26 protein-coding genes are annotated in these 25,901 nt (G+C 72.4%); 8 read left to right on the top strand and 18 right to left on the bottom strand.

Annotated features, from left to right (window positions below; translation table 11 throughout):
* Positions 1-20: 20 nt before the first annotated feature.
* Together BM385_RS14800 and BM385_RS14795 are read right to left on the bottom strand one after the other, a co-directional pair.
* Positions 21-602 (bottom strand): DNA-3-methyladenine glycosylase I, encoded by a 582-nt coding sequence (locus BM385_RS14800; protein WP_019436142.1) that lies wholly within the window; start codon positions 600-602, stop codon positions 21-23.
* Between the two features lie 46 nt (positions 603-648).
* Complete coding sequence (locus BM385_RS14795; protein ID WP_019436143.1) at positions 649-882, bottom strand: hypothetical protein; 234 nt, start codon at positions 880-882, stop codon at positions 649-651.
* 84 nt (positions 883-966) lie between these two features.
* Between BM385_RS14795 and BM385_RS14790 the strand changes: the two genes are divergently transcribed.
* Positions 967-4,128 (top strand): NACHT domain-containing protein, encoded by a 3,162-nt coding sequence (locus tag BM385_RS14790; RefSeq protein WP_093843307.1) that lies wholly within the window; start codon positions 967-969, stop codon positions 4,126-4,128.
* Between the two features lie 64 nt (positions 4,129-4,192).
* On the opposite strand, the gene BM385_RS14785 is transcribed toward BM385_RS14790, so the two are convergent.
* From BM385_RS14785 to BM385_RS14725, 13 genes are all read right to left on the bottom strand, one after another.
* Positions 4,193-6,721 carry an ATP-dependent Clp protease ATP-binding subunit gene (locus BM385_RS14785; protein WP_019436145.1) on the bottom strand — a complete coding sequence of 843 codons (2,529 nt, stop codon included), beginning with the start codon at positions 6,719-6,721 and terminating at the stop codon, positions 4,193-4,195.
* 662 nt (positions 6,722-7,383) lie between these two features.
* Positions 7,384-7,725 carry a histone-like nucleoid-structuring protein Lsr2 gene (locus tag BM385_RS14780; protein ID WP_019436146.1) on the bottom strand — a complete coding sequence of 114 codons (342 nt, stop codon included), beginning with the start codon at positions 7,723-7,725 and terminating at the stop codon, positions 7,384-7,386.
* A 159-nt stretch (positions 7,726-7,884) separates the two neighbouring features.
* Positions 7,885-8,439 carry an amino-acid N-acetyltransferase gene (locus tag BM385_RS14775; protein ID WP_078576467.1) on the bottom strand — a complete coding sequence of 185 codons (555 nt, stop codon included), beginning with the start codon at positions 8,437-8,439 and terminating at the stop codon, positions 7,885-7,887.
* Between the two features lie 9 nt (positions 8,440-8,448).
* On the bottom strand, positions 8,449-8,868 hold the full coding sequence (locus BM385_RS14770; RefSeq protein WP_247482240.1) for a BlaI/MecI/CopY family transcriptional regulator: 420 nt from the start codon (positions 8,866-8,868) through the stop codon (positions 8,449-8,451).
* Between the two features lie 61 nt (positions 8,869-8,929).
* Positions 8,930-9,118 (bottom strand): hypothetical protein, encoded by a 189-nt coding sequence (locus BM385_RS14765; protein WP_093843305.1) that lies wholly within the window; start codon positions 9,116-9,118, stop codon positions 8,930-8,932.
* A gap of 84 nt (positions 9,119-9,202) precedes the next feature.
* Entirely contained in the window at positions 9,203-9,448 is a 246-nt protein-coding gene (locus BM385_RS14760; RefSeq protein WP_019436150.1) for a hypothetical protein, read from the bottom strand.
* A gap of 102 nt (positions 9,449-9,550) precedes the next feature.
* Positions 9,551-10,348: a type III pantothenate kinase gene (locus BM385_RS14755; RefSeq protein WP_019436151.1), complete on the bottom strand. Its 798-nt coding sequence runs from the start codon at positions 10,346-10,348 to the stop codon at positions 9,551-9,553.
* A gap of 2 nt (positions 10,349-10,350) precedes the next feature.
* Positions 10,351-11,394 carry a carboxylating nicotinate-nucleotide diphosphorylase gene (gene nadC, locus BM385_RS14750; protein WP_175542989.1) on the bottom strand — a complete coding sequence of 348 codons (1,044 nt, stop codon included), beginning with the start codon at positions 11,392-11,394 and terminating at the stop codon, positions 10,351-10,353.
* A complete protein-coding gene (locus BM385_RS14745; protein ID WP_093843303.1) occupies positions 11,391-13,193 on the bottom strand; it encodes an L-aspartate oxidase in 1,803 nt (600 codons plus the stop codon). The genes nadC and BM385_RS14745 overlap by 4 nt, the downstream gene beginning before the upstream one ends.
* On the bottom strand, positions 13,190-14,191 hold the full coding sequence (gene panC / locus BM385_RS14740) for a pantoate--beta-alanine ligase (RefSeq protein ID WP_093843302.1): 1,002 nt from the start codon (positions 14,189-14,191) through the stop codon (positions 13,190-13,192). Before panC ends, BM385_RS14745 begins: the two co-directional genes overlap by 4 nt.
* Entirely contained in the window at positions 14,188-15,132 is a 945-nt protein-coding gene (locus tag BM385_RS14735; RefSeq protein WP_051131246.1) for a Rossmann-like and DUF2520 domain-containing protein, read from the bottom strand. Before BM385_RS14735 ends, panC begins: the two co-directional genes overlap by 4 nt.
* Positions 15,133-15,174: 42 nt before the next feature.
* Positions 15,175-15,855 (bottom strand): response regulator, encoded by a 681-nt coding sequence (locus tag BM385_RS14730; protein WP_093843348.1) that lies wholly within the window; start codon positions 15,853-15,855, stop codon positions 15,175-15,177.
* A gap of 43 nt (positions 15,856-15,898) precedes the next feature.
* A complete protein-coding gene (locus BM385_RS14725) occupies positions 15,899-17,113 on the bottom strand; it encodes a sensor histidine kinase (protein WP_019436157.1) in 1,215 nt (404 codons plus the stop codon).
* 128 nt (positions 17,114-17,241) lie between these two features.
* Here BM385_RS14725 and BM385_RS14720 point away from each other — a divergent pair, with 128 nt between their 5' ends.
* Positions 17,242-18,321 (top strand): SAM-dependent methyltransferase, encoded by a 1,080-nt coding sequence (locus BM385_RS14720; protein WP_026047834.1) that lies wholly within the window; start codon positions 17,242-17,244, stop codon positions 18,319-18,321.
* Here BM385_RS14720 and BM385_RS14715 read toward each other — a convergent pair.
* Positions 18,241-19,383: an NADH-quinone oxidoreductase subunit D gene (locus BM385_RS14715; RefSeq protein ID WP_019436159.1), complete on the bottom strand. Its 1,143-nt coding sequence runs from the start codon at positions 19,381-19,383 to the stop codon at positions 18,241-18,243. The two genes, BM385_RS14720 and BM385_RS14715, sit on opposite strands and share 81 nt — an antisense overlap.
* A 95-nt stretch (positions 19,384-19,478) precedes the next feature.
* On the opposite strand from BM385_RS14715, the gene BM385_RS14710 reads away from it, so the two are divergent.
* The 3 genes from BM385_RS14710 to BM385_RS14700 all read left to right on the top strand — a co-directional run bounded on the left by BM385_RS14710 (position 19,479) and on the right by BM385_RS14700 (position 22,657).
* On the top strand, positions 19,479-20,678 hold the full coding sequence (locus BM385_RS14710; protein ID WP_019436160.1) for an RNA-guided endonuclease InsQ/TnpB family protein: 1,200 nt from the start codon (positions 19,479-19,481) through the stop codon (positions 20,676-20,678).
* A gap of 99 nt (positions 20,679-20,777) precedes the next feature.
* Entirely contained in the window at positions 20,778-21,257 is a 480-nt protein-coding gene (locus BM385_RS14705) for a PH domain-containing protein (RefSeq protein ID WP_019436161.1), read from the top strand.
* A 17-nt stretch (positions 21,258-21,274) separates the two neighbouring features.
* Entirely contained in the window at positions 21,275-22,657 is a 1,383-nt protein-coding gene (locus BM385_RS14700; RefSeq protein WP_019436162.1) for a PH domain-containing protein, read from the top strand.
* Positions 22,658-22,733: 76 nt separating this feature from the next.
* Here the strand turns inward: BM385_RS14700 and BM385_RS14695 are convergent, their stop codons facing one another.
* Both BM385_RS14695 and folP read right to left on the bottom strand, forming a co-directional pair.
* A complete protein-coding gene (locus BM385_RS14695; RefSeq protein ID WP_019436163.1) occupies positions 22,734-23,228 on the bottom strand; it encodes a nuclear transport factor 2 family protein in 495 nt (164 codons plus the stop codon).
* Entirely contained in the window at positions 23,225-24,115 is an 891-nt protein-coding gene (gene folP / locus BM385_RS14690) for a dihydropteroate synthase (protein WP_246338307.1), read from the bottom strand. Before folP ends, BM385_RS14695 begins: the two co-directional genes overlap by 4 nt.
* A 257-nt stretch (positions 24,116-24,372) precedes the next feature.
* Between folP and folB the strand changes: the two genes are divergently transcribed.
* Genes folB through BM385_RS14675 form a run of 3 tightly spaced genes read left to right on the top strand, consistent with a single transcriptional unit; the run spans position 24,373 to position 25,889 of the window.
* Positions 24,373-24,732 carry a dihydroneopterin aldolase gene (folB, locus tag BM385_RS14685; protein WP_093843301.1) on the top strand — a complete coding sequence of 120 codons (360 nt, stop codon included), beginning with the start codon at positions 24,373-24,375 and terminating at the stop codon, positions 24,730-24,732.
* Positions 24,729-25,340: a 2-amino-4-hydroxy-6-hydroxymethyldihydropteridine diphosphokinase gene (gene folK, locus BM385_RS14680; RefSeq protein WP_019436166.1), complete on the top strand. Its 612-nt coding sequence runs from the start codon at positions 24,729-24,731 to the stop codon at positions 25,338-25,340. Before folB ends, folK begins: the two co-directional genes overlap by 4 nt.
* 45 nt (positions 25,341-25,385) lie before the next feature.
* Positions 25,386-25,889, top strand: coding sequence for a DUF3180 domain-containing protein (locus BM385_RS14675; RefSeq protein WP_019436167.1), 504 nt, complete (start codon positions 25,386-25,388; stop codon positions 25,887-25,889).
* Positions 25,890-25,901 lie beyond the last annotated feature (12 nt).

The raw sequence follows: 25,901 nt of genomic DNA, 5'->3' as shown, positions 1-25,901 counted from the left end.
GCCGGCCGGCCGCCCACCGGTCAGCGGAACCGGCAGTCCGCCAGGTGATCGTTGACCAGACCGCACGCCTGCATCAGCGCGTACGCCGTGGTCGGCCCGACGAAGCGGATGCCGCGCTTCTTGAGGTCCTTGGCCAGGGCCGTCGACTCGGCCGTCGTGGCCGGGATGTCCCCGTGCCCCACGGGTGCGCGACGGCCCTGTGCCTCGGGCGCGTGCGACCAGATCAGCTCCGTCAGCTCCCCCTCGCGCCAGCCGGCCAGCACCCGGGCGTTGTGCAGCGTGGCGTCGATCTTCATCCGGTTGCGGATGATCCCCGGATCGGCGAGCAGCCGCGCCGCGTCCTCCGCCGTGTACGCCGCGACCTTCGCGATGCGGAACCCGGCGAAGGCGCTGCGAAACCCCTCTCGGCGCCGCAGGATCGTCAGCCAGGAAAGACCCGACTGGAACGCCTCCAGCGACAGCCGCTCGAACAGCGCGTCGTCCCCGCGCACCACCCGGCCCCACTCGGTGTCGTGATACGCGCGGTAGTCCTCGGGACCGGCCCCCCAGGGACAGCGCAACAGCCCGTCCGGGCCGGGCACCGCGCCCGGTGTGTCGCTCATGCCCCTCAGTCTGCCTCAGGGCACCGACACTCCCGCCGGCCCGCCCTCAGGCGACCGTGCGGTAGGGCACTTCCCGCAGATACATCGCCCCGCAGGTGTGGCAGGACGGCTCCTCGGTGTTCCCCCACCTGCGGTCCGTCATGGTCCGGGCGCCGGACGCCATCTCCTTGCCGCACATGGCGATGTTCCCGTCCCCCTCACGCACCATGTGCCACCACTTCACGTCCCCGGGCTCGTCGGGGTCGACGTACTCGGCCCACATCGTGTGCTGTGTGGCCACCGCTGTCCACCTCCTCGTACTCCCTTCCCTCCATGATGAAACGCCCTCTCACGCGATGCGAGCCGAACACCTACGATCCCGACCATGGATCCGACCGGGGGCGGGCTCCGACTCGCATCGAGCGCCATCGCACCGCTGATCAAGAAACTCTTCCACCGGGACGGCCCGGGCGCCGGACTGACCGACAAGCCGGTACGCATCACGGCGCTGGTGTCGTTCCGCGGCGAGACCCGCACCCTGGGTGAGCGCGAGCTGCGCAAGCTCACCCGCGAACTCGTCGCCCGCGCGGCCACCGCCGCGGGCCCGCACGAGGCCCCCACCCCCGACGTACAGGAGGAACTGACCGATGCCCTTACCCGATCACTCCGCGACCTCGGCGAGCTGGACATGGACGACGTCCAGGCCGTCCGGCTGGGCCCGCAAGGTCTCGCCGCCCGCCTCACCCACCCCGGCGACCTTTCAGCGGCGGCCGAAGCCCGCTACGAAGCCCTCCTCGGCGCCGTCTGCCTCCACATCCTGAACTTCTTCACCCAGCGCTCCACCTTCGTCGCCCGCACCCTCACCGAACAGAGCCGCGACCTGGACCGGCTGATCCGCACCGTCGACCTCCTGACGGAACGCATCCCGGCCCGGTCGGCGGCCGACACGGCCTTCGAGCAGCGGTACGCGGCATACATCCTCGACAAGCACAACCACCTCACCATCTACGGCCTGGACCTCTACCAGAGCGGGGAGTGGCCCCTGGACGCCGCCTACCTGAGCCTGCGCACCACGGAACGCGACACCGGCACCCACCACTTCCCCGGCGAACCCGACCCGGCCCCCGCCCCCAACCCACCGCAGCCCGCCGAACGGGCCCTGGCCGGCCGGGAACGGGTCCTGCTGCGCGGCGAGGCCGGGTCGGGCAAGACCACCCTGGTCCAGTGGCTCGCCCTCACCACCGCCCGCCAGGAGGCGGCGGACGGCATGACCCACCTGCTGGGCCGCATCCCCTTCGTGCTGCCGCTACGCACCCTCACCCGGGGCGGCAGGGACCTGCCCTCCCCCGACGCCTTCCTGTCGGCGGTCGGCTGCCCCTTCCACGCCGCCCAGCCGGCCGGCTGGACCGACCGGGTGCTGACCGCCCGGCGCGGGCTGCTGCTCATCGACGGCATCGACGAGATCCCGGAAGAGGAGCGGGAGCCCGCCCGCCGCTGGCTGCGCGACCTGCTGGATGCCTACCCCGGCAACCTGTGGCTGGTCACCTCCCGCCCCTCCGCCGTCCGCGACGACTGGCTGGCGGGCGAGGGCTTCACGGACCTGGCGCTGACGCGGATGAGCCGGGAGGACGTGGCGGCGTTCGTCCACCGCTGGCACCGGGCGGCCGGGGCGGACCCGGCCCTCGAAGAGAAGCTGCTGACGGCCCTGCGCACCAAGGCCGACCTCGGCCGCCTCGCCACCAACCCCCTGATGTGCGGACTGATCTGCGCCCTGCACCGCGAACGCCGCGGCTACCTCCCGCACGGCCGCAAGAGCCTGTACGACGCGGCCCTGCTGATGCTGCTGGAACGGCGCGACCGGGAACGCGGCATCGACCGGACCAGCGTCGAACTGGACGCCGAATCGACCGGGCTGCTGCTCCAGAAACTCGCCTACTGGCTGATCAGGAACGGCCGCTCCGAACTCGACACCGGCGTCGCCCTCGGCCTGATCACCCGGGTGCTCCCGTCCATGCCCCACGTCGCGGAACAGGGCACCCCCGAGCAGATCCTCCGCCACCTCGTGAACCGCTCCGGCCTGCTGCGCGAGCCGGGCCCCGGCGCCATCGACTTCGTCCACCGCACCTTCCAGGACTACCTCGGCGCCCGCGAGGCGGTGGAAGAGCGGGACGTCGGCATGCTGGTCGGCAACGCCCACCTGGACCAGTGGGAAGACGTCCTCCGCATGGCCGTGGCCCACGCCCGCCCCGACGAGCGCGCCACACTCCTCCGCGACCTGATCAAGCGCGGGGACGAGGACGACGAGCAGCGCGTCCGGCTCCACCTGCTGGCCATGGCCTGCCTGGAACAGGCCACCCAGCTCGACCCGGCGGTCCGGGAGGAGATCGAACACCGCGCCGCCGCTCTCCTCCCGCCCCGGACCCGCTCCGAATCCGACCGGCTGGTGGAGACCGGCCCCGTGGTGCTGGAACTGCTGCCCGGCCCCGACGGCCTCACGGAGAATGAGGCACGCTTCGTCGTCGCCACAGCCACCCGCATCGGTACGGACGCCGCGATCCCCCGGCTGGTGCCCTACTGCCAGCACCCCTACGCCTCGGTACGGAGCTGGCTCGCCTCGGAATGGAACAGCTTCAACGCCGAGCGCTATGGGAAGGAGGTACTGGCCCGGCTCTCCATGGGAGGACGCTTCCGTCTCACCGCGTCCACCGCCCGCCAGCTGGAGATCCTGGCAACCCTTCCCGACCACCCGTACTACTCGCTGCGCGGCGACTTCTCCGCCGCCGAGATCACCCAGGCGCTCGCCGGGAAGAGCGTCACCGAGTTGGTGCTGCACTTGGGTGAGCGACTCGGTGGTCTCGGCTTCCTCCGCGGACTCCCGGACCTCCGCGAGCTGATCGTGACCGGCCCGTACGAGCACGCCGACCTCTCCCAGCTCGCCGGACTGCCGCTCACCGATCTGTTCCTCAGGGGAGAGGGCCGCGTCAACCAACTGGCCTGGCTCGGCGAACTGCCGGACCTCTCCTTCCTCTCCCTGGGAGAAGGAACCATCGACCGTGACCTGACCGGGCTTCCACTGCAGGCGCCGCTCACCCGCCTGTCACTGCCTCGGGGGATCACCGATCTCACCCGGATCAGCGCCTGGCCGATGCTGTATATCCTGTACCTCGGAGACCTGGACGCGGCCGTCGGACCTGCCGGCTGGCAGGCCGTCGCGAACCTGCCCGAGCTCGCTCAACTGCACCTCGGTCCCCCGACGCTCGCCGAGCTGTGCCAAACGGCTGTGTCCTTTCCGCGAGTCAATTGCCTGGTCGTCCGCCCGGTCGGAGAGAAGACCCGGCTCAGCGCCCTCGTGGAACGCTTTCCCGCAGTCGAAAGCCTTCATCTGGGCGGAGCCACCACGCAGCCTCTGGACCTGACACCGCTCACTGCCCTCCCCCTCCTGCGACACCTCGAGCTCGTGGACCTCGACGGCGTCCCCCACGTGACCGGCCTCGATCAGCTCCCCTCCCACATCACCGTCCACCGCGATCCCCCACCCCGCTACTGAACGCGCCGAGGCCCCCACGACCCTTGCGGGTCGTGGGGGCCTCGGCGTACGGCTCGGCGGCGGGTCAGCTCTCCTTGGAGAGGTTCGGGCCGCCCTTCGCGGCCTGTTCCACCGGGGGGGTGTCGGGGAGCGAGGACTTCTCCTCGCCCCGGAAGGTGAACTTCTTGTCCGCGCCTTCACCCTCCGTGTCCACCACCACGATGTGGCCCGGACGCAGCTCGCCGAAGAGGATCTTCTCCGACAGGACGTCCTCGACGTCGCGCTGGATCGTCCGGCGCAGCGGACGCGCGCCCAGCACCGGGTCGTAGCCGCGCTTCGCCAGGAACTGCTTGGCGTCCGTCGACAGCTCGATGCCCATGTCGCGGTCCTTCAGCCGCTCGTCCACCTGGGCGATCATCAGGTCCACGATCTGGATGATGTCGTCCTGGGTGAGCTGGTGGAAGACCACCGTGTCGTCGACACGGTTCAGGAACTCCGGGCGGAAGTGCTGCTTCAGCTCGTCGTTGACCTTGGCCTTCATCCGGTCGTACCCGGTGGCGACGTCGCCGGCCACGGCGAAGCCCATGTTGAAGCCCTTGGAGATGTCCCGCGTGCCCAGGTTGGTCGTCATGATGATGACCGTGTTCTTGAAGTCGACGACCCGGCCCTGGGAGTCGGTCAGGCGACCGTCCTCCAGGATCTGGAGCAGCGAGTTGAAGATGTCCGGGTGCGCCTTCTCGACCTCGTCGAAAAGGACCACCGAGAACGGCTTGCGCCGCACCTTCTCCGTCAGCTGGCCGCCCTCTTCGTAGCCCACGTATCCGGGCGGGGAGCCGAAGAGCCGCGAGACGGTGTGCTTCTCGCCGAACTCCGACATGTCGAGAGCGATCAGCGCGTCCTCGTCGCCGAACAGGAATTCGGCCAGCGTCTTGGACAGCTCCGTCTTACCCACACCGGACGGGCCGGCGAAGATGAACGAGCCACCGGGGCGCTTCGGGTCCTTCAGGCCCGCCCGGGTACGGCGAATGGCCTGGGAGAGCGCCTTGATGGCGTCCTCCTGCCCGATGACGCGCTTGTGGAGTTCGTCCTCCATGCGCAGCAGCCGCGAGGACTCCTCCTCGGTCAGCTTGAAGACCGGAATACCGGTGGAAGCCGCCAGCACCTCGGCGATGAGTTCTTCGTCGACCTCGGCGACGACATCCATGTCGCCGGACTTCCATTCCTTCTCGCGCTGTGCCTTGGCGGTCAGGAGCTGCTTTTCGTCGTCCCGCAGGGACGCGGCCTTCTCGAAGTCCTGCGAATCGATCGCGGACTCCTTCTCCCGGCGCACGTTCGCGATCTTCTCGTCGAATTCGCGCAGGTCCGGCGGCGCGGTCATCCGGCGGATGCGCATCCGGGAGCCGGCCTCGTCGATCAGGTCGATCGCCTTGTCCGGCAGGAAGCGGTCCGAGATGTACCGGTCGGCCAGCTGGGCCGCGGCCACCAGCGCGGAGTCGGTGATGGAGACGCGGTGGTGCGCCTCGTACCGGTCGCGCAGGCCCTTGAGGATCTCGATGGTGTGCGGCAGGGACGGCTCGGCGACCTGGATGGGCTGGAAGCGGCGCTCCAGGGCCGCGTCCTTCTCCAGGTACTTGCGGTACTCGTCCAGGGTGGTCGCACCGATGGTCTGCAGCTCGCCGCGGGCCAGCATCGGCTTGAGGATGCTCGCCGCGTCGATGGCGCCCTCGGCGGCGCCCGCGCCGACCAGGGTGTGCAGCTCGTCGATGAACAGGATGATGTCGCCCCGGGTGCGGATCTCCTTGAGCACCTTCTTCAGGCGCTCCTCGAAGTCACCGCGGTAGCGGGAGCCGGCGACCAGCGCGCCCAGGTCCAGGGTGTAGAGGTGCTTGTCCTTGAGGGTCTCGGGCACCTCGCCCTTGACGATGGCCTGCGCCAGGCCCTCGACGACGGCGGTCTTGCCGACGCCGGGCTCGCCGATGAGGACCGGGTTGTTCTTGGTGCGGCGGGACAGCACCTGCATGACCCGCTCGATTTCCTTCTCGCGCCCGATGACGGGGTCGAGCTTGGTCTCCCGGGCGGCCTGCGTGAGGTTGCGGCCGAACTGGTCCAGGACGAGGGAGGTGGACGGCGTGCCCTCGGAGGGGCCGGCGCCCGCGGTGGCCGCCTCCTTGCCGCCCGAGTAGCCGGACAGCAACTGGATGACCTGCTGCCGGACCCGGTTGAGATCGGCGCCCAGCTTCACCAGGACCTGGGCGGCGACGCCCTCGCCCTCGCGGATCAGGCCGAGCAGGATGTGCTCGGTGCCGATGTAGTTGTGGCCGAGCTGAAGGGCCTCGCGGAGCGACAGCTCCAGGACCTTCTTCGCCCGGGGGGTGAAGGGGATGTGGCCGGAGGGGGCCTGCTGGCCCTGGCCGATGATCTCCTCCACCTGCTGGCGGACCGCCTCCAGAGAGATCCCGAGGCTCTCCAGGGCCTTAGCGGCGACACCCTCACCCTCGTGGATCAGGCCCAGGAGGATGTGCTCGGTGCCGATGTAGTTGTGGTTGAGCATCCGGGCTTCTTCCTGAGCCAGGACGACAACCCGCCGCGCACGGTCGGTGAACCTCTCGAACATCGTTAATCGCTCCTCAGAGCGGTCAGGCAGTAAAGGGGTCGGTCCCCTCCCTGTCCTTCCGCAGCTTAGTCCCGCAACGGGGGACCGCTCATTCCGACTGTCTGCTCCTGTCCCCGGCCCCGTGTCCCGAACAGGCGACATCAGTTCCAACCCGATGGTGCGAGACGTTGTTCCCGCAGGCCAAGCTCTTGCACCTCGGATGAGTACGCCGACGGCGAACGCCGCCGGGCAACACACCCGGACCTACGGAAATCGCCCCTTCAGTCATGGGCAACCATGTGGGATTCCTACCCGTCAAGACTGACACTCCATGCCGCCGGGGCAACGGACATCCGCTACAGGCGAACGCGATAATTCTCGATCGCGTCCCGGTCGGCCGCCGGGAGCGGGTACGGTACGCGCCCGTCCGCCGACTGTGCGTAACCTTCGCACGGCGCGGGCCACCGCTCAAGACATGACACCGATGGGGTGAGGCGCCGCGGACGCACGGCGCGGGGGGGTGCGGACACACCACAGGGGGCCGCGACAGGTGTGCGGCCCCCCAGGTCAGGGAAGCGCTTGGTCCGCCTGGGCGCTCGCCCGGGCCGTGCCCGGGAAACACCCACCGCGGGGCGACTGAGCGCAGGCCGGGGGCGTCCCGCCCCCGGCGCCCGGCCGCGGAATCAGGCGCCGGCCTTCTCGTAAGCCTCGCGAATGTTGGCGGGAACACGGCCCCGGTCATTCACGTCGAATCCGTTTTCCTTCGCCCACGCGCGGATTTTCGCGGTGTCCTGCCCGCTGCCGCCCGCCGGAGCCGCGGTACGGCCGCGACCGCGACCGCCACGGCCGCTCCCGGCACGCCGGCCGGCCTTCACGTAGGGCTCAAGAGCGTCACGCAGCTTGTCCGCGTTTTCGGAGTTGAGGTCGATCTCGTAAGTCTTGCCGTCAAGCGCGAACGTTACGGTCTCCTCCGCCTCGCCACCGCTGAGGTCATCGAGGAGAAGGACCTGAACCTTCTGTGCCACCGGGCTGCTCCTCATTCATAGTCGCCGAATACCCATACATACTTGCGGTGTAATCAAACCGCCATTCCAGGGAAAACACAAACCCCGAGTCCTGATTACCCGGCAACTCCATAAGACACAGGGGGACGATTCGGACATACCCCCGCCCCTGTGTTGCTATCAGAGATGCAACAGCATCCGACTGTTACCCAATGTGTTGGGCTTCACTCGCTCCAGCCCGAGGAACTCCGCCACGCCCTCGTCATTGGAACGGAGCAGCTCGCTGTAGACATCCCCGTCCACCGGGGCATCACCGATCTCCGTGAAGCCGTGACGGGTGAAGAACTCCACTTCGAAGGTCAGACAGAAAATGCGCCGAACACCGAGCCAGCGCGCCGTCTGGAGCAACTTCTCCAGTACCCGGTGGCCGACCGCATGGCCCTTCAGCTGCGGGTCGACGGCCAGCGTCCGCACCTCCGCCAGGTCCTCCCACATGACGTGGAGGGCGCCGCAGCCGACCACTCGGGCGTCCGAGTCGCGTTCCGCCACCCAGAACTCCTGAATGTCCTCGTAAAGGGTCACGGTCGCCTTGTCGAGGAGGATGCGGTCCCGCGCGTAGAGATCGATGAGACGGCGCACCTCGGGCACATCCGTGGTCCTGGCCCTGCGGACGGTGACTTCCGTTACCGGGTGCGGCCCGTTCTTGGCTTCGTTGGCTTCCGCTGTGTCTGACACGAACGGAGGCTATCGCTGGGAAGGGCCCTCTTCCGGCCCGGGGGGCGGCTCACGGGACTCGCGCGATCCGTCCAGTGCGGTGACCCGCAGCGCGTCCCGCAATGCCTCGGTCTGCTCGGCCGACATCATGCCGAAGAATGCGACGAGGGCCGCCGCCGGGTTGTCGGACTCGGACCAGGCGTCATTCATCAATGCCGCTGAGTAAGCGGCGCGGGTGGAGACCGCCTCATAGCGATAGGCCCGCCCCTCCTGTTCGCGGCGGACCCAGCCCTTCTGATGCAGGTTGTCCAGGACGGTCATGACCGTCGTATAGGCGATCGAACGGTCTTGGCGCAGATCTTCGAGAACTTCCCGGACCGTGACGGGACGGTTCCACTCCCATACGCGGGTCATCACCGCGTCTTCCAGTTCACCCAATGGCCGAGGCACACCGGAAGAATAACCGCGACGCGGGAAAACGCGGCATGTGTCCGTTTCGCCGGATGTTGACTCAGCTCGTGCCGGTGGCCCGCGCCTCACCCGCGTCGGTGTCCGCGGAGCGGGCGGCGAGCGCCGCGTCCACCGCGGCGTCTTCCTTGTACTTGTTCGCCCCGCCCTGCGACTTGACCATGGTCACGATCACGCCGATGAAGGCGACAGCCATCACCGTGGGGGGGAAGAGAGCGGCGATGTAGTCCATGAGTGGCGGCCTCCTTCGTCCGTGCGGCACCACACTACCCACCGCCGGAACGGGGCCTGGACCCGCCGCCCCGCTACCCGCCGGTCACCCCTGGCCCGGCCCCGCCTCGCCGCCGTCCTTGTCCGGGGGCCGGGTGGCCGGGGCGGGCGGCTGCTGCGGGGCGGGCTTGCGCCGGTGCGGCGGGAAGACCTCGGCCGGCGTCGGCACGGGCCGCTTGGGCTTGGCCCCGGGGGACGGGGCCTTCCCCGGGCGGCGCGGCTCCTTCTCGCCCGTGCCGCGCTCGTCGCCGTCGGCCTTCGCGAAGACGGGAGAACCCTGTGACGTGAACATATTCCGACATTAAGTGCTTAACAGACAATGTGCAGCTATTCGTCTGCCAAACGGCGTGGCGACCGCCCCCGGTCCCCGGCCCCGTCCCGGGGCCCGGCCGCCTCAGGACCGCGCGACGTTCCGCTCGTACACCAGCCGCAGCCCCACCAGCGTCAGCCACGGCTCGTGCTCGTCGATCACCGTCGCCTCGCGCAGCACCATCGGCGCCAGACCGCCGGTGGCGATCACCGTCACATCGTCGGGATCGTCCGCCAGCTCCCGCGCCATCCGCTCCACCACGCCGTCCACCTGGCCGGCGAAGCCGTACAGGATGCCGGACTGCATCGACTCCACGGTGTTCTTGCCGATCACATGGCGGGGCCTGGCCAGCTCCACCTTCCGCAGTTGCGCGCCGCGCAGCCCCAGCGCCTCCACCGAGATCTCGATCCCGGGCGCGATCGCGCCGCCCGCGTACTCCCCGCGCGCCGAGACCGCGTCGTACGTCGTGGCGGTGCCGAAGTCGACCACGATGCACGGGCCGCCGTACAGCTCCACCGCCGCCACCGCGTTGATGATGCGGTCCGCGCCGACCTCCTTGGGGTTGTCGGTGAGGATCGGCACCCCCGTTTTGACGCCCGGCTCCACCAGCACCGCCGGGATGTCCCCGTAGTAGCGCCGGGTCACCTCGCGCAGCTCGTGCAGCACCGAGGGGACGGTGGAGCACACACAGATCCCGTCGATCCCGTCGCCCAGTTCCTCGCCCAGCAGCGGATGCATGCCCATCAGCCCCTGGAGCAGCACCGCCAGCTCGTCCGCGGTGCGGCGGGCGTCGGTGGAGATCCGCCAGTGCTCGACGATCTCCTCGCCGTCGAACAGGCCGAGCACCGTGTGGGTGTTGCCGACGTCGATGGTGAGCAGCATCGTCAGCCCCGCCCCTCGGCCGCGCGCAGGTCCAGACCGATGTCCAGGATCGGCGCCGAGTGGGTGAGCGCCCCCACCGCCAGGTAGTCGACGCCGGTGGCCGCGTACGCCGGCGCGCCTGCCAGCGTGAGCCGGCCGGAGGACTCCAGCGTGGCGCGCCCGGCCGTCAGCTCGACGGCGCGCGCCGTCTCCTCGGGGGTGAAGTTGTCGAGCAGGATCAGCTCGGCGCCCTCCGCCAGCACCTCGGCCAGCTGGTCGAGCCGGTCCACCTCGACCTCGATCGGCACCCCGGGGAACTCCTCGCGGACCCGCCGGAACGCCTCGCCGACGCCGCCCGCCGCCACCACGTGGTTGTCCTTCACCAGCGCGGCGTCCGACAGCGACATGCGGTGGTTGACGCCGCCGCCGCAGCGCACCGCGTACTTCTCCAGCGCGCGCAGCCCGGGGGTGGTCTTGCGGGTGTCGCGCACCCGGGTGGCGGTGCCCTCCAGGACGTCCGCCCAGGCCCGGGTGGCGGTGGCGATGCCGGACAGCCGGCACAGCAGGTTCAGCGCGCCGCGCTCGCCGGTGAGCAGATCGCGGGTGCGGGCGGTCACCGACAGCAGGACCTGCCCGGCCGCGACCCGGTCACCGTCCTCGGCGTGCCGCTCGACCTCGAACTCGTCCGTGCACACCACCGACAGCACCGCCTCGGCGATCCGCAGCCCGGCGACCGTACCGGCCTCGCGGGCGGTGAAGTCGGCGGTGGCGACCGCGTCCTCGGGGACGGTGGCCACGGTGGTCACGTCCACGCCGTTGTCCAGGTCCTCCTCGATGGTGAGGTGGGCGATGTCCTCGACGAGGACCGGGTCCAGGCCCGCCTCGGCCAGCAGCGCGGCCAGATCGGGGTCCAGGCCGCACTCCAGGGGGTCGTGGGCGGGGCCCGCGCCGCCGTCGCCGCAGCCGCAGCCGTCGCCGCAGCCTCCGGGAGCGGCGTCGCCCGGGGCGGAGCCGATGGGCAGCAGCGTCAGCTCCACGGGGGCCGGCCGGCGCGGTGGGGTGGTCACGGGGTCTCTCCTCGGAACGGGTGCTCGGGGTGTGCGGAAGATGCGGGTGGCCCGGCGGACCCGGTCGGCTCGCCGGGGGCGGGGTCGCCGGGGCCGTCGGGGTCCTCGGTGCGCACCCGCGGATCACGGCCGTCGCCGCCCGGCCGCAGCGCGAGCACGAGGTGACGCCGCCAGCGCGCGTCGTCCCGGTCCGGGAAGTCCTCGCGCCAGTGGCAGCCCCGCGTCTCGGTGCGCCGCTCGGCCGCGGCCACCAGGACCCGGGCGACCAGATGCAGATTAGCGGTCTCCCAGGTGTCCGCGCCGGGCTCGGCCGGCTTGCGGTCGGTGTCCGCCGGGTCGCCGGCGAGCGCGTCCAGGGCGCGCGCCGCGGCGGCGAGCCCGGCGGCGTCCCGCAGCACGCCGGCGCCCTCGGTCATGACGCGCTGGATGGTGCCCCTGGCCTCGGGCGGCAGCAGCCGCACCGGCGGGTGGGTGCGCGGCGCGGGGACGGGCGCGGGCGCCGTGCCGGGCGGGGTGGTGGCGGCGATGCGGGCCGCGATGCGCTCGGCGAAGACCAGCCCTTCGAGGAGCGAGTTGGACGCGAGCCGGTTGGCGCCGTGCACGCCGGTGCAGGCGGTCTCGCCGCACGCGTACAGGCCGGGCACGGTGGTGTGCCCGTGCAGATCGGTGCGCACCCCGCCGGAGGCGTAGTGGGCGGCCGGGGCGATCGGGATGGTCGCGGTGACCGGGTCGATGCCGTGCGCCCGGCAGGCCGCCAGGATGGTGGGGAAGCGGCGCTCCCACATGGCGGCGCCGAAGTGCCGCCCGTCCAGGTACATGTGGTCGGTGCCGCGCTCACGCATCCGCCGCATGATGCCCTTGGCGACGATGTCGCGCGGGGCCAGCTCGCCCAGTTCGTGCTGCCCGGTCATGAACCGGACACCGTCGGCGTCGACGAGGTGCGCGCCCTCGCCGCGCACCGCCTCGGAGATGAGCGGCTGCTGGCCCTCGGCGCCCGGCCCCAGGAACAGCACGGTGGGGTGGAACTGCACGAACTCCAGATCGGACACCTCGGCGCCGGCGCGCAGCGCGAGGGCGACGCCGTCGCCGGTGGAGACGGCCGGGTTGGTGGTGGCGGAGAAGATCTGGCCCATACCGCCGGTGGCGAGCACCACGGAGGGGGCGTGCACGGCGCCGACGCCGTCGTGCCGGCCCTCCCCCATGACGTGCAGGGTGACGCCGGCGGCGTGCCCGGCGGCGTCCTTGAGGAGATCGAGGGCGAGGGCGTTCTCGATGGTCTCGATCCGGGCGGCGCGGACGGCGGCGAGCAGCGCGCGGGAGATCTCGGCGCCGGTGGCGTCACCGCCCGCGTGGGCGATGCGCCGCCGGTGGTGGCCGCCCTCACGGGTGAGGGCGATGGTGCCGTCGCCCGCGGTGTCGAAGCGGGCGCCTTCGGCGATGAGCCGGCGGACGGCGCCGGGGCCCTCGGTGACCATGGCGGTGACGGCGGCGTCGTCGCACAGCCCGGCGCCGGCGGTGAGGGTGTCGGCGCGGTGCTGCGCGGGGGTGTCGCCCTCGCCCAGGGCGGCGGCGATGCCGCCCTGCGCCCACCGGGTGGAGCCGTCGGTGAGCCGGGCCTTGGTGACGATGACGCTGCGCAGCCCGGCGGCGTGGCAGCGCAGCGCGACGGTGAGCCCGGCGACGCCCGAGCCCACGACGACGACGTCGGCCGTCACCCGCCAGCCGGGGGCGGGGGCCGGGAGCAGGGCGAGGGCGCCGGGGGCACCGGGGGCGGGGGCGGCTATGCCGGCGGGGGTCATCCGGCCGCTCCCAGGGTGAGGCGGGTGTTGTCGATGAGCCGGGTGCTGCCGACCTTCGCCGCCACCGCCATGATCGCCTCGCCGGTGTGGCTGTCCGGGACCTCACGGAAGGTGGCCGGGTCGACCAGGGCCAGGTAGTCCAGCTCCAGCGGCGGGGTGAGCCGGGACGCCTCGGTGAGGACGGTACGGGCGGCGGCGCGCGCCGAGGCGGCGGAGCCGGGCCGGGTGGCGGTCGCGGCGGCGAGGGCCGCGGCGTCGGCGGAGGCGCGTTCCTCGTGCAGGGCAGCCAGCCGCCGCGCCCGGTCGCCGTGCGGGACGGCCGCCGCCTCCGCGCGGCCGGCGAGCGCGGCCTCGGCGGAGAGCCGGTCGCGGGCGGCGAACAGCGCCCGGGAGAGCGCGAGTGCGGTGCGGCGCTCGGCCGCGCCGAGGTAGCGGTTGCGGCTGGAGAGCGCCAGGCCGTCGTCCTCGCGGACCGTGGGCACGCCCACGATCTTTACCGGGAAGTTCAGATCGGCGACCATCCGGCGCACCAGCGCCAGTTGCTGCGCGTCCTTCTCGCCGAACAGCGCGTAGCGCGGCGCCGTCAGGTGCAGCAGCTTGGCGACCACCGTCAGCACGCCGTCGAAGTGGCCGGGCCGGGAAGCGCCCTCCAGCGGCTCGCCCATCGGGCCGGCGCTCAGCCGTACCAGCGGCTCGCCCGCCGGGTACATCAGCGCGTCGGACGGCGCGAAGATCAGGTCCGCGCCGGCGGCCCGCGCCACCCGGGCGTCGTCCTCCAGGGTGCGCGGGTAGCGGTCGAAGTCCTCGCCCGCGCCGAACTGGAGCGGGTTGACGTACACGGTGACGATCACCAGGCCGTCCGGCGGCAGCAGCTCGCGGGCCGCCCGGATGTTCGCCGCGTGCCCCTCGTGCAGCGCGCCCATGGTGGGGACGACGGCGCGCGGCGGGTCGGCACCGTACGGTGCGCCCAGCTCGTCGGGGGTGTGCACGATCCTCATCGGTCCTTCTCTCCCTCGTCCGCCGCCTCGTCGGCCAGCACGCCCAGGAGTTCCTGCGCCAGCTCGGGGCGGAGCAGCCCGTGGTCCAGGGCCCGGTCGGCGGTGGTGCGCGCCATCGCGAGATAGCCGGGCAGCGCGCCGGGGGCGTGCGCCCGCAGCTCGGCCAGGTGCGCGGCGACCGTACCGGCGTCGCCGCGCGCCACCGGGCCGGTGAGGGCGGCGTCGCCGGAGCGCAGCGCGTTGTCCAGGGCGGCGCCCAGCAGCGGGCCGAGCATCCGGTCCGGGGCGGAGACACCGGCGGCGCGCAGCAGTTCCAGCGACTGGGCGACCAGGGTGACCAGGTGGTTGGCGCCGAGGGCCAGTGCCGCGTGGTACAGCGGACGGTCGGCCTCGGCGATCCACTCGGGCTCGCCGCCCATCTCGATGACCAGGGCCTCGGCCGCCAGCCGCAGCTCCTCGGGGGCGGTGACGCCGAAGGAGCAGCCGGCCAGCCGCTGGACGTCCACCGGGGTGCCGGTGAAGGTCAGCACCGGGTGCAGCGCCAGCGGCAGGCCGCCGGCCCGGGTGGCCGGGTCGAGAACGGCGGTGCCGTACCGGCCGGAGGCGTGGGCGATGAGCTGTCCCGGCCGGATCGCGCCGGTCTCGGCCAGGCCGGCGACGAGCCCGGGCAGGACGTCGTCGGGGACGGTCAGCAGGACCAGTTCGGCGCGGGCCAGCACCTGGGCGGGCTCGACCAGCGGCACCCCGGGCAGCAGGGTCTCGGCGCGGCGCCGGGAGGCGTCGGAGACGCCGGAGGCGGCGACCGGCCGGTGGCCGGCCAGGGCGAGGGCGGCGGCCAGGACGGGTCCTACCCGTCCGGCGCCGACGACGCCCACGGCCAGCCGGGCGGGGCGGGAGGTGGTCACGACTCGTTCACGGCGCTCGCTCAGCCTCTTTCGCATCCGTTCCGGTCCGTGTGCTCGGTACCGGACGTCGCAGCCATGCTACGGGCCCGGCCGCCGTTCGTTCCCGCCCGCCTGCACCAGGCCGGTCTCATAGGCGAGGACGACCGCCTGCACCCGGTCGCGGAGCTGGAGCTTGGCGAGGATGCGCCCGACGTGGGTCTTGACGGTGGCCTCGGAGACGAACAGTTGCTGGGCGATCTCGCCGTTGGACAGGCCCTGGGCGATGAGCAGCAGCACTTCGCGTTCACGGTCGGTGAGCTGGCCGAGTTCGGGGTGGGCGGGCTGGCGTTCGGCCGGGATCAGCGACATGAAGCGGTCGAGGAGGCGCCGGGTGGTGGAGGGGGCGACGACCGCGTCGCCGCTGTGCACGGCGCGGATGGCGGCCAGCAGTTCGTCGGGCGGCACGTCCTTGAGCATGAATCCGGCGGCGCCGGCCTTCAGCCCGGAGAAGGCGTACTCGTCGAGGTCGAAGGTGGTGAGGATCAGCACCTTGGGGTCGCCGGGCCCGCCGGCGCCCTCGCGGCACACCCGGCGGGTGGTCTCCACCCCGTCCAGGCGCGGCATGCGCACGTCCATCAGCACCACGTCGACGGCGGTGGAGCGCAGTACCTCCAGGGCTTCGACGCCGTCGCCGGCCTCGGCGGCGACCGTCATGTCCTCCTGGGCGTCGAGCACCATCCGGAAGCCGGTGCGCAGCAGCACCTGGTCGTCCACGAGCATCACGCGGATCGGCGGCGGCGGTGTGGTCACGGGGGTTCCTTCCTCAGGGCTTGGCGGCCATCGGCAACGTAGCGGTGATGCGGAAGCCGCCGCCGGGCCGGGGTCCGGCGAGCAGTTCCCCGCCGACCATGCCCACCCGTTCCCGCATGCCGATGAGCCCCTGGCCGAGGCCGTCGGCGCCGCGCGCCTCGTACAGCTCGCGCTGCGCGCCGCGCCCGTCGTCCTCGGCGAGGACGGTGAGGGCGTCGTCCCGGTAGTCGAGGCAGACGCGGGCGCCGGCGTCGGGGCCGCCGTGCTTGCGGGTGTTGGTGAGGGCTTCCTGGACGATGCGGTACGCGGTCAGCTCGACGCCGCTGGGCAGCGGGCGCGGGGTGCCGCTGATCCGGAAGTCGACGGGCAGCCCGGTGTCGCGCACCTGATCGACCAGCTCGGCCAGCTGTTCGACGCCGGGCTGCGGCACGTAGTCGGTGGCCCCGGCGGTGGCCGTACCGTCGCCGCGCAGCACGCCGAGCAGCCGGCGCATCTCGGTCAGGGCCTGCCGGCCGGTGCCGGAGATGGTGGCCAGCGCGGTGCGGCACTGCTCGGGGTGGGTGTCCAGCACATACGCGGCGCCGTCCGCCTGGACCACCATCACCGACACGTTGTGGGCGACGACGTCGTGCAGCTCCCGGGCGATACGGGCGCGTTCGGCGGCGACCGCGATCCGGGACTGGGTCTCCCGCTCGCGCTCCAGCCGGGCCGCCCGCTCCTCCAGTTCTGCGTAGTAGGCGCGGCGGGTGCGCAGCGAGTCGCCCAGCACCCAGGCCAGCAGGAACATCACGGTGACGAAGATCGTGGAGACGATGGTGCCGGCCAGCGTCTCCTCCCCCGGGTCCTGCCAGCGGATGGTGGCCAGACCGGGCGCGGTGAGGGAGGCGCCGAGGGCCAGCCGGGACGCCCAGCGCACCGGCCGGGAGGCGGCGGTGAAGATGAGGACGAGGAAGATGAAGTCCGACGGGATGGGCCGCACGTCGGCGGCCAGCTGGAACAGCCCGGTGGCGGCCCCCAGCAGCAGCATCTTCTCGGGCGCGCGGCGGCGGAAGGCGAGCGCGACGGTCAGCGCGAGCGCGGTGATCACGGCGCCGGCCTGGGAGCCCAGGTACGGGGAGTCGGGCGGGCCGACGCCCAGCAGCGCGAAGGTGGAGATCAGCCATACGAAGCCCCAGAATCCGTCGACCCAGCCGGGATGACGGCGCACGAAGTCGTAGAGCCGGTTCATGTCACCCAGCGTAGGGAGCGGGTGCGGCCCGGGAGTCAGCCGGAGGGCCGATCCGCGCGGCCGGCGGCTACTCCTCAAGGTGGACACGGCCACCCGGACCCGGCGGCCGGGTGAGTACCGTGGGCCCGGTGAGCGGGACGAGCGGCGGTGCGACGGGCTGGCGGGCGGCGGCGGAGCGGGCGCTGTACGGGCCGGGCGGGTTCTATCTGCGGCAGGCGCCCGCCGCCCACTTCCGTACCTCGGTGCACGCCTCGCCGCTGTTCGCGGGCGCGGTGGCCCGGCTGCTGGAGCGGGTGGACGCGGTGCTGGGGCGGCCGGAGCGGCTGGCGCTGGTGGACCTGGGCGCGGGCCGGGGGGAGTTGCTGACCGGGGTGCTGGCCGCGCTGCCGGAACCGGTGGCGGCCCGGCTGACGCCGTACGCGGTGGAACGGGCCGCGCGGCCGACCGGTCTCGACCCGCGGATCCTCTGGTGCGCGGAGCCGCCGCGCGGAGTGCGCGGGCTGCTCTTCGCCAACGAGTGGCTGGACAACGTGCCGCTGGAGATCGCCGAGGTGGACCCGGCCGGGGTGCCCCGGTACGTCCTGGTGACGGCGGACGGCCGGGAGCGGCTGGGCGCGCCGGTCGGCGGCGCGGACGCCGCGTGGCTGGCGCGCTGGTGGCCGCTGCCGCCCGAGCCGGGGCGGCGGGCGGAGCTCGGCCGGCCGCGCGAGAGCGCGTGGGCGGCGGCCGTGGCGACGCTCGCCGACGGCCTCGCGGTGGCGGCCGACTACGCGCACACGGCGGCGGCCCGCCCGCGGCTGGGCACCCTGACCGGCTACCGGGACGGCCGCGCGGTGGCCCCGGTGCCGGACGGCTCCTGCGATCTGACGGCCCATGTGGCGCTGGACGCGTGCGCCGCCGCGACCTCCGGACCCTCCTGGCGGCTGACGCAGCGCGCGGCCCTGCACCGGCTGGGTGTCCGCGGCACCCGGCCGCCGCTCGCGCTCGCCACGGCCGACCCGGCCGGGTATCTGCGCGCGCTGGCCGCGGCGGGCCAGGCCGCCGAGCTGACCGATCCGGCCGGGCTCGGCGGCTTCGGCTGGCTGGTGTCGGCGGCGGCCGGGCCCGGCGGGGCGGCGGCGGCCCGGCTACTTGTCGATGTCGCCGACGACGAAGAAGAACGAGCCCAGGATCGCCACCATGTCGGCGACCAGGGTGCCGGGCAGTAGGTGGCCGAGCGCCTGGATGTTGTTGAACGACGCGGAGCGCAGCTTCAGCCGGTACGGGGTGCGCTCGCCGCGCGAGACCAGGTAGTAGCCGTTGAGGCCCAGCGGGTTCTCGGTCCAGGCGTAGGTGGCGCCCTCGGGCGCCTTGAGCACCTTGGGGAGGCGCTGGTTGACCGGCCCGGGCGGCAGCTCGGCGAGCCGGTCCAGGCAGGCGTCGGCGAGATCGAGGGAGTTCTTCGTCTGCTCCAGCAGCACCTCGAACCTGGCCAGGCTGTCCCCGGCGGTGCGGGTGCTCACCCGCAGCACGTCCGCCAGCTCCCCGTACGCGAGGTAGGGCTCGTCGCGGCGCAGATCGAAGTCGACGCCGCTGGCCCGGGCGATCGGCCCGGACACCCCGTACGCGTGCACGGCCTGCGGGGACAGCACGCCGATGCCCCGGGTGCGGGCGCGGAAGATCTCGTTGCCGAGGATCAGCCCGTCCAGCCGGTCCATGCCGGTGCGCACCGCCGCGACGGCCTGCCGGGCGCGGCCGGTCCAGCCGGCCGGCAGGTCCTCCTTGAGGCCGCCGACCCGGTTGAACATGTAGTGCATCCGCCCGCCGGACGCCTCCTCCATGACGTGCTGGAGGCTTTCGCGCTCGGTGAAGGCGTAGAACATCGGGGTGATGCCGCCCAGCTCCAGCGGATAGGAGCCGAGGAACATCAGGTGGTTGAGCACCCGGTTCAGCTCGGCGAGCAGCGTGCGCAGCCACACCGCGCGCTCGGGGACCTCCATCCCCAGCATGCGTTCGACGGCCAGCACCACGCCCAGCTCGTTGGAGAACGCGGACAGCCAGTCGTGCCGGTTGGCCAGCACGATGATCTGCCGGTAGTCGCGCGCCTCGAACAGCTTCTCCGCGCCCCGGTGCATGTACCCGACCACGGGCTCGGCCACCGAGATCCGTTCCCCGTCGAGCACCAGCCGCAGCCGGAGCACGCCGTGGGTGGAGGGGTGCTGCGGCCCGATGTTGAGCACCATGTCGGTGGACTCGGCGGCGCCGCCGATCCCGACCGTCGTCTCCGTCATCCGGCTCCTCCGTGGATGCCCCGCCCTTCAGAGCGGAAGTCTGCGCCCTGACGAGCAGGTTGGGTCTTCATATTCTCTGGCGCTAGTTTGTGAGAATGGCAACGGCGCAGGTGAAGCGGGCGTTCAAGTACCGCTTCTATCCCACGGACGGGCAGGCAGCGGAGCTGTCCCGCACGTTCGGTTGCGTCCGCAAGGTCTACAACATGGCGCTCGCTGCCCGTACCGAAGCGTGGACGCGGCAGGTGCGGATGAACTACAACCAGACGTCGGCGATGCTGACCGTGTGGAAGAAGACGGAGGAGTTGGCGTTCCTCAACGAGGTATCCTCCGTGCCGCTTCAGCAGTGCCTTCGGCACTTGCAGGGTGCGTTCACCAACTTCTTCGGCAAGCGGGCGAAGTACCCGCGCTTCAAGTCGAAGAAGAAGTCCCGGCAGTCCGCCGAGTACACCACCAGCGGTTTCCGCTTCCGTGATGGTCAGCTGACGCTGGCCAAAATGCGCGAGCCCCTGGACGTTGTGTGGTCGCGTCCGCTTCCCCAGGGTGCCGCGCCATCCACGGTGACCGTTTCGCAGGACGCGGCGGGTCGCTGGTTCGTGTCGCTGCTGTGCGAGGACGCGTCCGTGAAACCGCTCCCCCCGAAGGAAGCCGCTGTGGGTGTGGATGTCGGCCTGAATCACCTGCTGACACTCTCCACCGGGGAGAAGATCGCCAATCCCCGGCACGAGCGGAAGGACCGTGCCCGCCTTGCGCTGGCCCAGCGGCGCTTGGCGAAGAAGGCCAAGGGGGACGGTGCCAACCGGCGCGAGGCACGGCGACGGGTCGCGAAGATCCACGCGAGGATCGCCGACCGCAGGCGGGACCACCTGCACAAGCTGACCACTCGACTCGTTCGTGAAAACCAAACGATCGTGATCGAGGACCTGTCCGTACGCAATATGGTCAAGAACCGGAGCCTCGCCCGGGCGATCTCGGATGCGAGCTGGAGCGAGTTCCGTGCCCTGCTGGAGTACAAAGCACAGTGGTACGGGAGGGAAGTGATCACGGTCGACCGCTTCTTCCCCTCCTCCAGACTGTGCTCCCACTGCGGCACCCTCGCCCGGAGGATGCCGCTGCACATCCGGACATGGACGTGCGAGAGCTGCGACACATCCCACGACCGGGACGTGAACGCGGCGAAGAACCTTCTGGCCGCCGGGCGGGCGGTGTCGGCCTGTGGAGCCGGTGTAAGACCTCAACGGAGTTCTCCGGGCGGGCAGTCGGCAACGAAGCAGGAAGTCTCACGGCGCGAGCCGTAAGAATCTCCCCCCTTCAGGGAGGAGAGCGTCAAGGCGACAGTCTGACAGCTCTTCCGGACGGCCCACCACGATGCGTGAGGGCGTTCTAAGCTTTTGAGCATGGACGAGGCACAGGAAGAAGGCACCTGGCGCGGAGTACGCCCGGGGCTGCTGACCATGCGCCGGCTGGTGCTGGCGCTGTGGCTCGGCCCGGTGGTGCTGGCCGCCGCCGTCGTACCGGCGCTGCTGGGCGCGCCGGTGTGGTCGCTGCCCGCGCTGGCGCCGCTGGTGCTGGGCGCGTGGGGGTGGCGGGCGCTGGGGCGCAACTGGCGGTCCTGGCGCTACCAGGAACGCGACGACGACCTGCTGATCAGCCGCGGGGTGCTGTGGCGGCAGCTGACGGTGGTGCCGTACGGCCGGATGCAGCTGGTGGAGGTCACCTCGGGGCCGCTGGACCGCAAGTTCGACCTGGCCAGGGTGCAGCTGCACACGGCCGCCGCGGCCAGTGACGCCACCATCCCCGGTCTTGAGCCGGCCGAGGCGGAGCGGCTGCGGGACCGGCTGACCGCGCTCGGCGAGGCCCGGTCGGCGGGCCTGTGAACAGGGACGGGGGCACCATGACCGGCGCACCGGACGAGGCCATGCCGCAGGCGGAGACCGCGCCGTCCGAGCCGTCCCTGGAGCGGGACGGGCGCAGACTGCACCCCGTCACCCCGTGGCGGCGGGCCTGGGCGCCGCTGGCCGGGCTGTTCGCCGTCGCCCTCAACAACGCCGAGAACCTGCGCTCGTGGACCCAGTCCCTGGGCCTGGGCTGGCTCGGGCTGCTGCTGGTCGTCCTCATGCTCTGCGGCGCCGGGTACGGCTTCCTGTCCTGGCGCGTCACCCGCTACCTGGTCACCGACACCGAGCTGCGGATCCGTACCGGGCTGCTGTTCCGCCGCACCGCGCATCTGCGGCTGGACCGCATCCAGTCCATCGACGTGACCCGCCCGCTGCTGGCCCGCGCGGTCGGCGTCGCCAAGCTCAAGATGGACGTGGTCGGCTCGGGCGACGCCGACGAGCTGGCCTTCCTCGGCGAGGCGGAGGCCACCGCGCTGCGCGCCGAGCTCCTGGCCCGCGCCGCCGGGATCGACCCGCTGGCCGCGCCCACCGCCGGCGAGGCCCCGAGCCGCCGGCTGGCGGCGGTGGAGACCCCGACGCTGGTGAAGGCCATCGCCCTGGAGGCCCTCAGCGGCGGCTGGGCGCTGCTGCTGGTGGCCGGGATCGCGCTGCCGGCGGTGCTGCTGATGGTGGCGGGCCCGTTCCTGGCGCTCACGGTGGCCGTGCCGATGCTGGCCGGGGTGTGGAGCGGCACGGTGGGCCGGTTCCTGACCCAGTACGGCTGGACGGTGAGCGAGTCGCCGGACGGGCTGCGGCTGGATCACGGGCTGCTCCAGCGCGAACACGCCACGGTGCCGCCCGGCCGGGTGCAGTCGGTGCGGATCGTCGAGCCGCTGCTGTGGCGGCGGCCGGGCTGGGTGCGGGTGGAGCTGGAGGTGGCCGGCGAGGGGAACGAGAGCGGGCTGCTGGTGCCGGTGGCCGGTCGGGCGCTGGCGGCGGAGCTGATCGGCAGGATTCTGCCGGAGGTGGACATCGACAAGACGATGGCCTCCATCACCCCGGTGCCGCGCCGCTCGCGGTGGGCGGTCCCGGTGTGGCGGCACGGGTACGGGCACGGGGTGACCGACGCCGTGTTCGTGGCTCGCGCGGGGCGGCTGAGCCGGCGGTACACGCTGGTGCCGCACGCGAAGGTGCAGAGCGTGCGGATGACGCAGGGGCCGTGGGAGCAGCGGCTCGGCCTGGCGGACATCCATGTGGACCACGGCGCGAACGGCACCGCCACCGCCCGGCTGCGGGACGCGGCCGAGGCGGCGCGGGAGGTCGCCGAGCAGGCGGACCGCTCCCGCCTGGGGCGGCGCAACGCGGCGCCGGAGCGCTGGCTGACGGGCGGGACGGCCTGACCGGGCGGGGCCGGGCGGACGGTACGTCCGGGGGTCCCGTCCCAGCCCGTGCGGACGGTACGTCCCGGGGGCCCGCCTAGCCCATGCTGCCGATGCCGTCCCCGTCCTCCGGCGGCCCTTCCTCGCTCTCCTCGTCGCTCTCCTCGATGAGCACCGGCGAGCCGTGGTGCGACCACAGCTTCCACTCGCCGTCACCGCCCTCGGTGCGGCGGAAGAGGTTGGTGGCCACCACCAGGCCGCCGACCAGCGGCCCGGCGCTGCCGTCCTCCTCGGCGGGGCCTCCGCTGAGGATGTTCTCGGTGCAGGTCACCAGGGCGGTGTCACCCAGTACGGAGACCTCGACGTCGGTGAGGAAGAACTGGATGTACTCGGTGTTCGCCATGATCAGCGCGTAGGAGCGCAGCACCTCGCCCCGGCCGGAGATCACCGGCCAGCCCGGATGGATCACGCTGATGTCCTCGGTGTCGATCCAGCGGTCCGCCATGGCGTCGAGATCGCCCTGCTCCAGCGCGTCGTACAGCGCGGTGTTGGCGGCTTCCACCGCTTCGATGTCCGTCCGGGTACCACTCATGTATGGGCCGTATCCCCTTCCGCTCGCGTCGGCGCCGCGTCTTCGACGGCCTGGGCCACCCGGACCGCGTCCGCGCTGGCTCGTACCTCGTGTACCCGCACCGCCCATGCCCCCACACGGGCCGCGAGCGCCGAGATGGCGGCGGTCGCGTGGTCCCGCTCGGCGGCGGGCGGCGGGGTGCCGGCGCCGCCCGCCAAGACCCGGCCGAGGAACCGCTTGCGGGAGGCCGCCACCAGCAGGGGCCGCCCCACCGCGCGGCGCAGCCGGTCGAGGCCGGCCACCAGCGCCAGGTCGTGCCCCGCGTCCTTGGCGAAGCCGAGGCCGGGATCGGCGATGATACGGGCCGGGTCGATGCCGCCGGCGACGGCGCGCTCGATGGACTCGCGCAGTTCGGCGACGACCTCGCCGACGACGTCCGTGTAGAGGGCGCGGTCGTTCATGTCGATGCTCTGGCCGCGCCAGTGCATGACCACGAACGGCACCCGCGCCTCGGCGACCACCGGCACCATGCGGGCGTCGGCGCGTCCGCCGCTGACGTCGTTGACGAGGCGGGCCCCGGCGGCGACGGACTGTTCGGCCACGGAGGCGCGCATGGTGTCGACGCTGACGATGACGCCCTCGGCGGCGAGCGCGCGGACCACGGGCAGCACCCGGCGCAGTTCCTCGGCCTCGTCCACCCGGGTGGCGCCGGGGCGGGTGGACTCGCCGCCGACGTCGATCAGGTCGGCTCCGGCGGCCACCAGGTCGAGGCCGTGCTTGACGGCGGCCTCCGGGTCGAACCACTGCCCGCCGTCGGAGAAGGAGTCGGGCGTGACATTGACGACGCCCATGACCGCACACCGGCCCCACGCCGGCAGCCCGGCCACCTGACCCTGCATCTCACCCATACCCCCACCCTAGACACCGGGGAGGTTTCGGCATCCGCCCCGGTGTCGACGCGGGGGTGTACGCCCGGCGTCCGGCCCGTACCGACCCCGCCCGGGCGCCGCCGGGCGGGCCGTGATGGGGTGGGGCGCCGGAGCTTAGCCGGTGCGGCGGGCGGGTAGCCGCCGCTGGCGGGGCCTGTCACCGGCCGCAGGTAGATTCGAATGTGCCGGCGGCAAGGGGCCGTCCCGGCGAGAGACCAGCGAGAAGGGAGCAGGCCATGGATCGCATCACGCTGCGCGGGCTGCGGGCCAGGGGGTTCCACGGCGTGCTCCCGCACGAGCGGGAGGGCGGCCAGTGGTTCACGGTGGATCTCACCCTGAGCCTGGACACCCGGCCCGCCGCCGCGACCGACGATCTGACGAAGACCGTGGACTACGGGGTGGTGGCCCAGGAAGTCCTCGCCGTCGTCGGCGGCGAACCCGTCGATCTGCTGGAGACGCTCGCCCAGCGGATCGCCGACCGTTGCCTGGCGTTCACCGCCGTGCACGAGGCAGAGGTGACCCTGCACAAGCCGCAGGCGCCGATCACCGTTCCCTTCGACGACGTGACCATCACCATCAAGCGGAGCCGAGCATGACCCCCAGCAATGCCGCGTCCACTCCCGATCCGACCGTCCAGCCGGTGCCCGCCTCCGTGGTGCAGCAGGTCGACGCCGCCGACTCGACCCTTCACAACCCCAAACACGCCGTGCTGTCCCTCGGCAGCAACCTCGGCAACCGTCTCGAAACCCTCCAGGGCGCCATCGACGCGCTGGAGGACACCCCGGGCCTGCGGGTGAAGTCCGTGTCCCCGGTGTACGAGACCGAGCCGTGGGGCGTCGCGCCCGGCACCCAGTCCACGTACTTCAACGCGGTGGTCGTGGTGAAGACCACCCTTCCCCCGGCCTCCTTGCTGGAGCGCGCGCATGCCATCGAGGAGGCGTTCGAGCGGGTACGGGACGAGCGCTGGGGCCCGCGCACCATCGATGTGGACATCGTGTCCTACCAGGGTGTCGTCTCGGACGATCCGGAGCTCACCCTGCCGCATCCGCGGGCGCACGAGCGGGCCTTCGTCCTGGTGCCGTGGCACGATGTCGATCCGGCGGCCGAGGTGCCGGGGCAGGGCCGGGTCGCCGATTTGCTGTCGGCGCTGCCCGAGCAGGGCATCGCCCGGCGCGCCGATCTCGAACTGGTCCTCCCCGACTGACCGGGGAGGTACGGAACAGGTGACGGACGAGGGGCGCGGACAGCGGTGAACCAACTGCGGATCAGGAACCTGGCCGGGCTGTTCGCCGCCGCGTTCGCCTTCGGCTGGGCGGGCGCCGGGCTGTGGGACACGCTGGGCACGCTGCCGGCCGTACCGCTGCTCGCCCCCGTCGTCCTCGCGGTCATCGCCGCCGTCCTGCTGGGCACCGCGCTGTCGCTGCGCGGCCGGCTGCGCGCGCAGCGCGAGCGGCGGCGGGGCGCGCAGCCGGTGGAGCCGCTGATGGCGGCCAGGGCGGTCGTCTTCGGTCAGGCGAGCGCTCTGGTGTCGTCCCTGGTCGCGGGGTTGTACGGCGGCTTCGGGCTGTTTCTGCTGCTGGAGCGGATGGACGTGCCCAACCGCCGCGAACACGCCCTGTACGCGGGCCTGTCGGTGGTGGCCGGGATCGCGGTGTGCGCCGCCGCCCTCTATCTGGAGCGGGTGTGCCGGCTCCCCGACGGGGACGGCGACGACGACCACGACCGGCACGGCCCGATGGGCTCGCCGATCTGACGGGTGGCCGGC

Origin of the sequence: Streptomyces harbinensis (assembly GCF_900116145.1) — a bacterium.
Lineage (GTDB): Bacteria > Actinomycetota > Actinomycetes > Streptomycetales > Streptomycetaceae > Streptomyces > Streptomyces carpaticus.
This window is presented reverse-complemented; position numbering and strand designations above follow the sequence as displayed.

Coding starts and splice junctions, on each gene's coding strand:
- BM385_RS14755 (WP_019436151.1), bottom strand. CDS start 10,348: ATGCTGCTCACCATCGACGTCGGCAACACCCACACGGTGCTCGGCCTG.
- BM385_RS14730 (WP_093843348.1), bottom strand. CDS start 15,855: ATGCTCGTGGACGACCAGGTGCTGCTGCGCACCGGCTTCCGGATGGTG.
- BM385_RS14800 (WP_019436142.1), bottom strand. CDS start 602: ATGAGCGACACACCGGGCGCGGTGCCCGGCCCGGACGGGCTGTTGCGC.
- BM385_RS14785 (WP_019436145.1), bottom strand. CDS start 6,721: ATGTTCGAGAGGTTCACCGACCGTGCGCGGCGGGTTGTCGTCCTGGCT.
- BM385_RS14705 (WP_019436161.1), top strand. CDS start 20,778: ATGGACGAGGCACAGGAAGAAGGCACCTGGCGCGGAGTACGCCCGGGG.
- BM385_RS14710 (WP_019436160.1), top strand. CDS start 19,479: ATGGCAACGGCGCAGGTGAAGCGGGCGTTCAAGTACCGCTTCTATCCC.
- panC (WP_093843302.1), bottom strand. CDS start 14,191: ATGAGGATCGTGCACACCCCCGACGAGCTGGGCGCACCGTACGGTGCC.
- folK (WP_019436166.1), top strand. CDS start 24,729: ATGACCCCCAGCAATGCCGCGTCCACTCCCGATCCGACCGTCCAGCCG.
- BM385_RS14790 (WP_093843307.1), top strand. CDS start 967: ATGGATCCGACCGGGGGCGGGCTCCGACTCGCATCGAGCGCCATCGCA.
- BM385_RS14695 (WP_019436163.1), bottom strand. CDS start 23,228: ATGAGTGGTACCCGGACGGACATCGAAGCGGTGGAAGCCGCCAACACC.
- BM385_RS14700 (WP_019436162.1), top strand. CDS start 21,275: ATGACCGGCGCACCGGACGAGGCCATGCCGCAGGCGGAGACCGCGCCG.
- BM385_RS14725 (WP_019436157.1), bottom strand. CDS start 17,113: ATGAACCGGCTCTACGACTTCGTGCGCCGTCATCCCGGCTGGGTCGAC.
- BM385_RS14745 (WP_093843303.1), bottom strand. CDS start 13,193: ATGACCCCCGCCGGCATAGCCGCCCCCGCCCCCGGTGCCCCCGGCGCC.
- BM385_RS14735 (WP_051131246.1), bottom strand. CDS start 15,132: ATGCGAAAGAGGCTGAGCGAGCGCCGTGAACGAGTCGTGACCACCTCC.
- folP (WP_246338307.1), bottom strand. CDS start 24,115: ATGGGTGAGATGCAGGGTCAGGTGGCCGGGCTGCCGGCGTGGGGCCGG.
- folB (WP_093843301.1), top strand. CDS start 24,373: ATGGATCGCATCACGCTGCGCGGGCTGCGGGCCAGGGGGTTCCACGGC.
- BM385_RS14715 (WP_019436159.1), bottom strand. CDS start 19,383: ATGACGGAGACGACGGTCGGGATCGGCGGCGCCGCCGAGTCCACCGAC.
- BM385_RS14765 (WP_093843305.1), bottom strand. CDS start 9,118: ATGGACTACATCGCCGCTCTCTTCCCCCCCACGGTGATGGCTGTCGCC.
- BM385_RS14760 (WP_019436150.1), bottom strand. CDS start 9,448: ATGTTCACGTCACAGGGTTCTCCCGTCTTCGCGAAGGCCGACGGCGAC.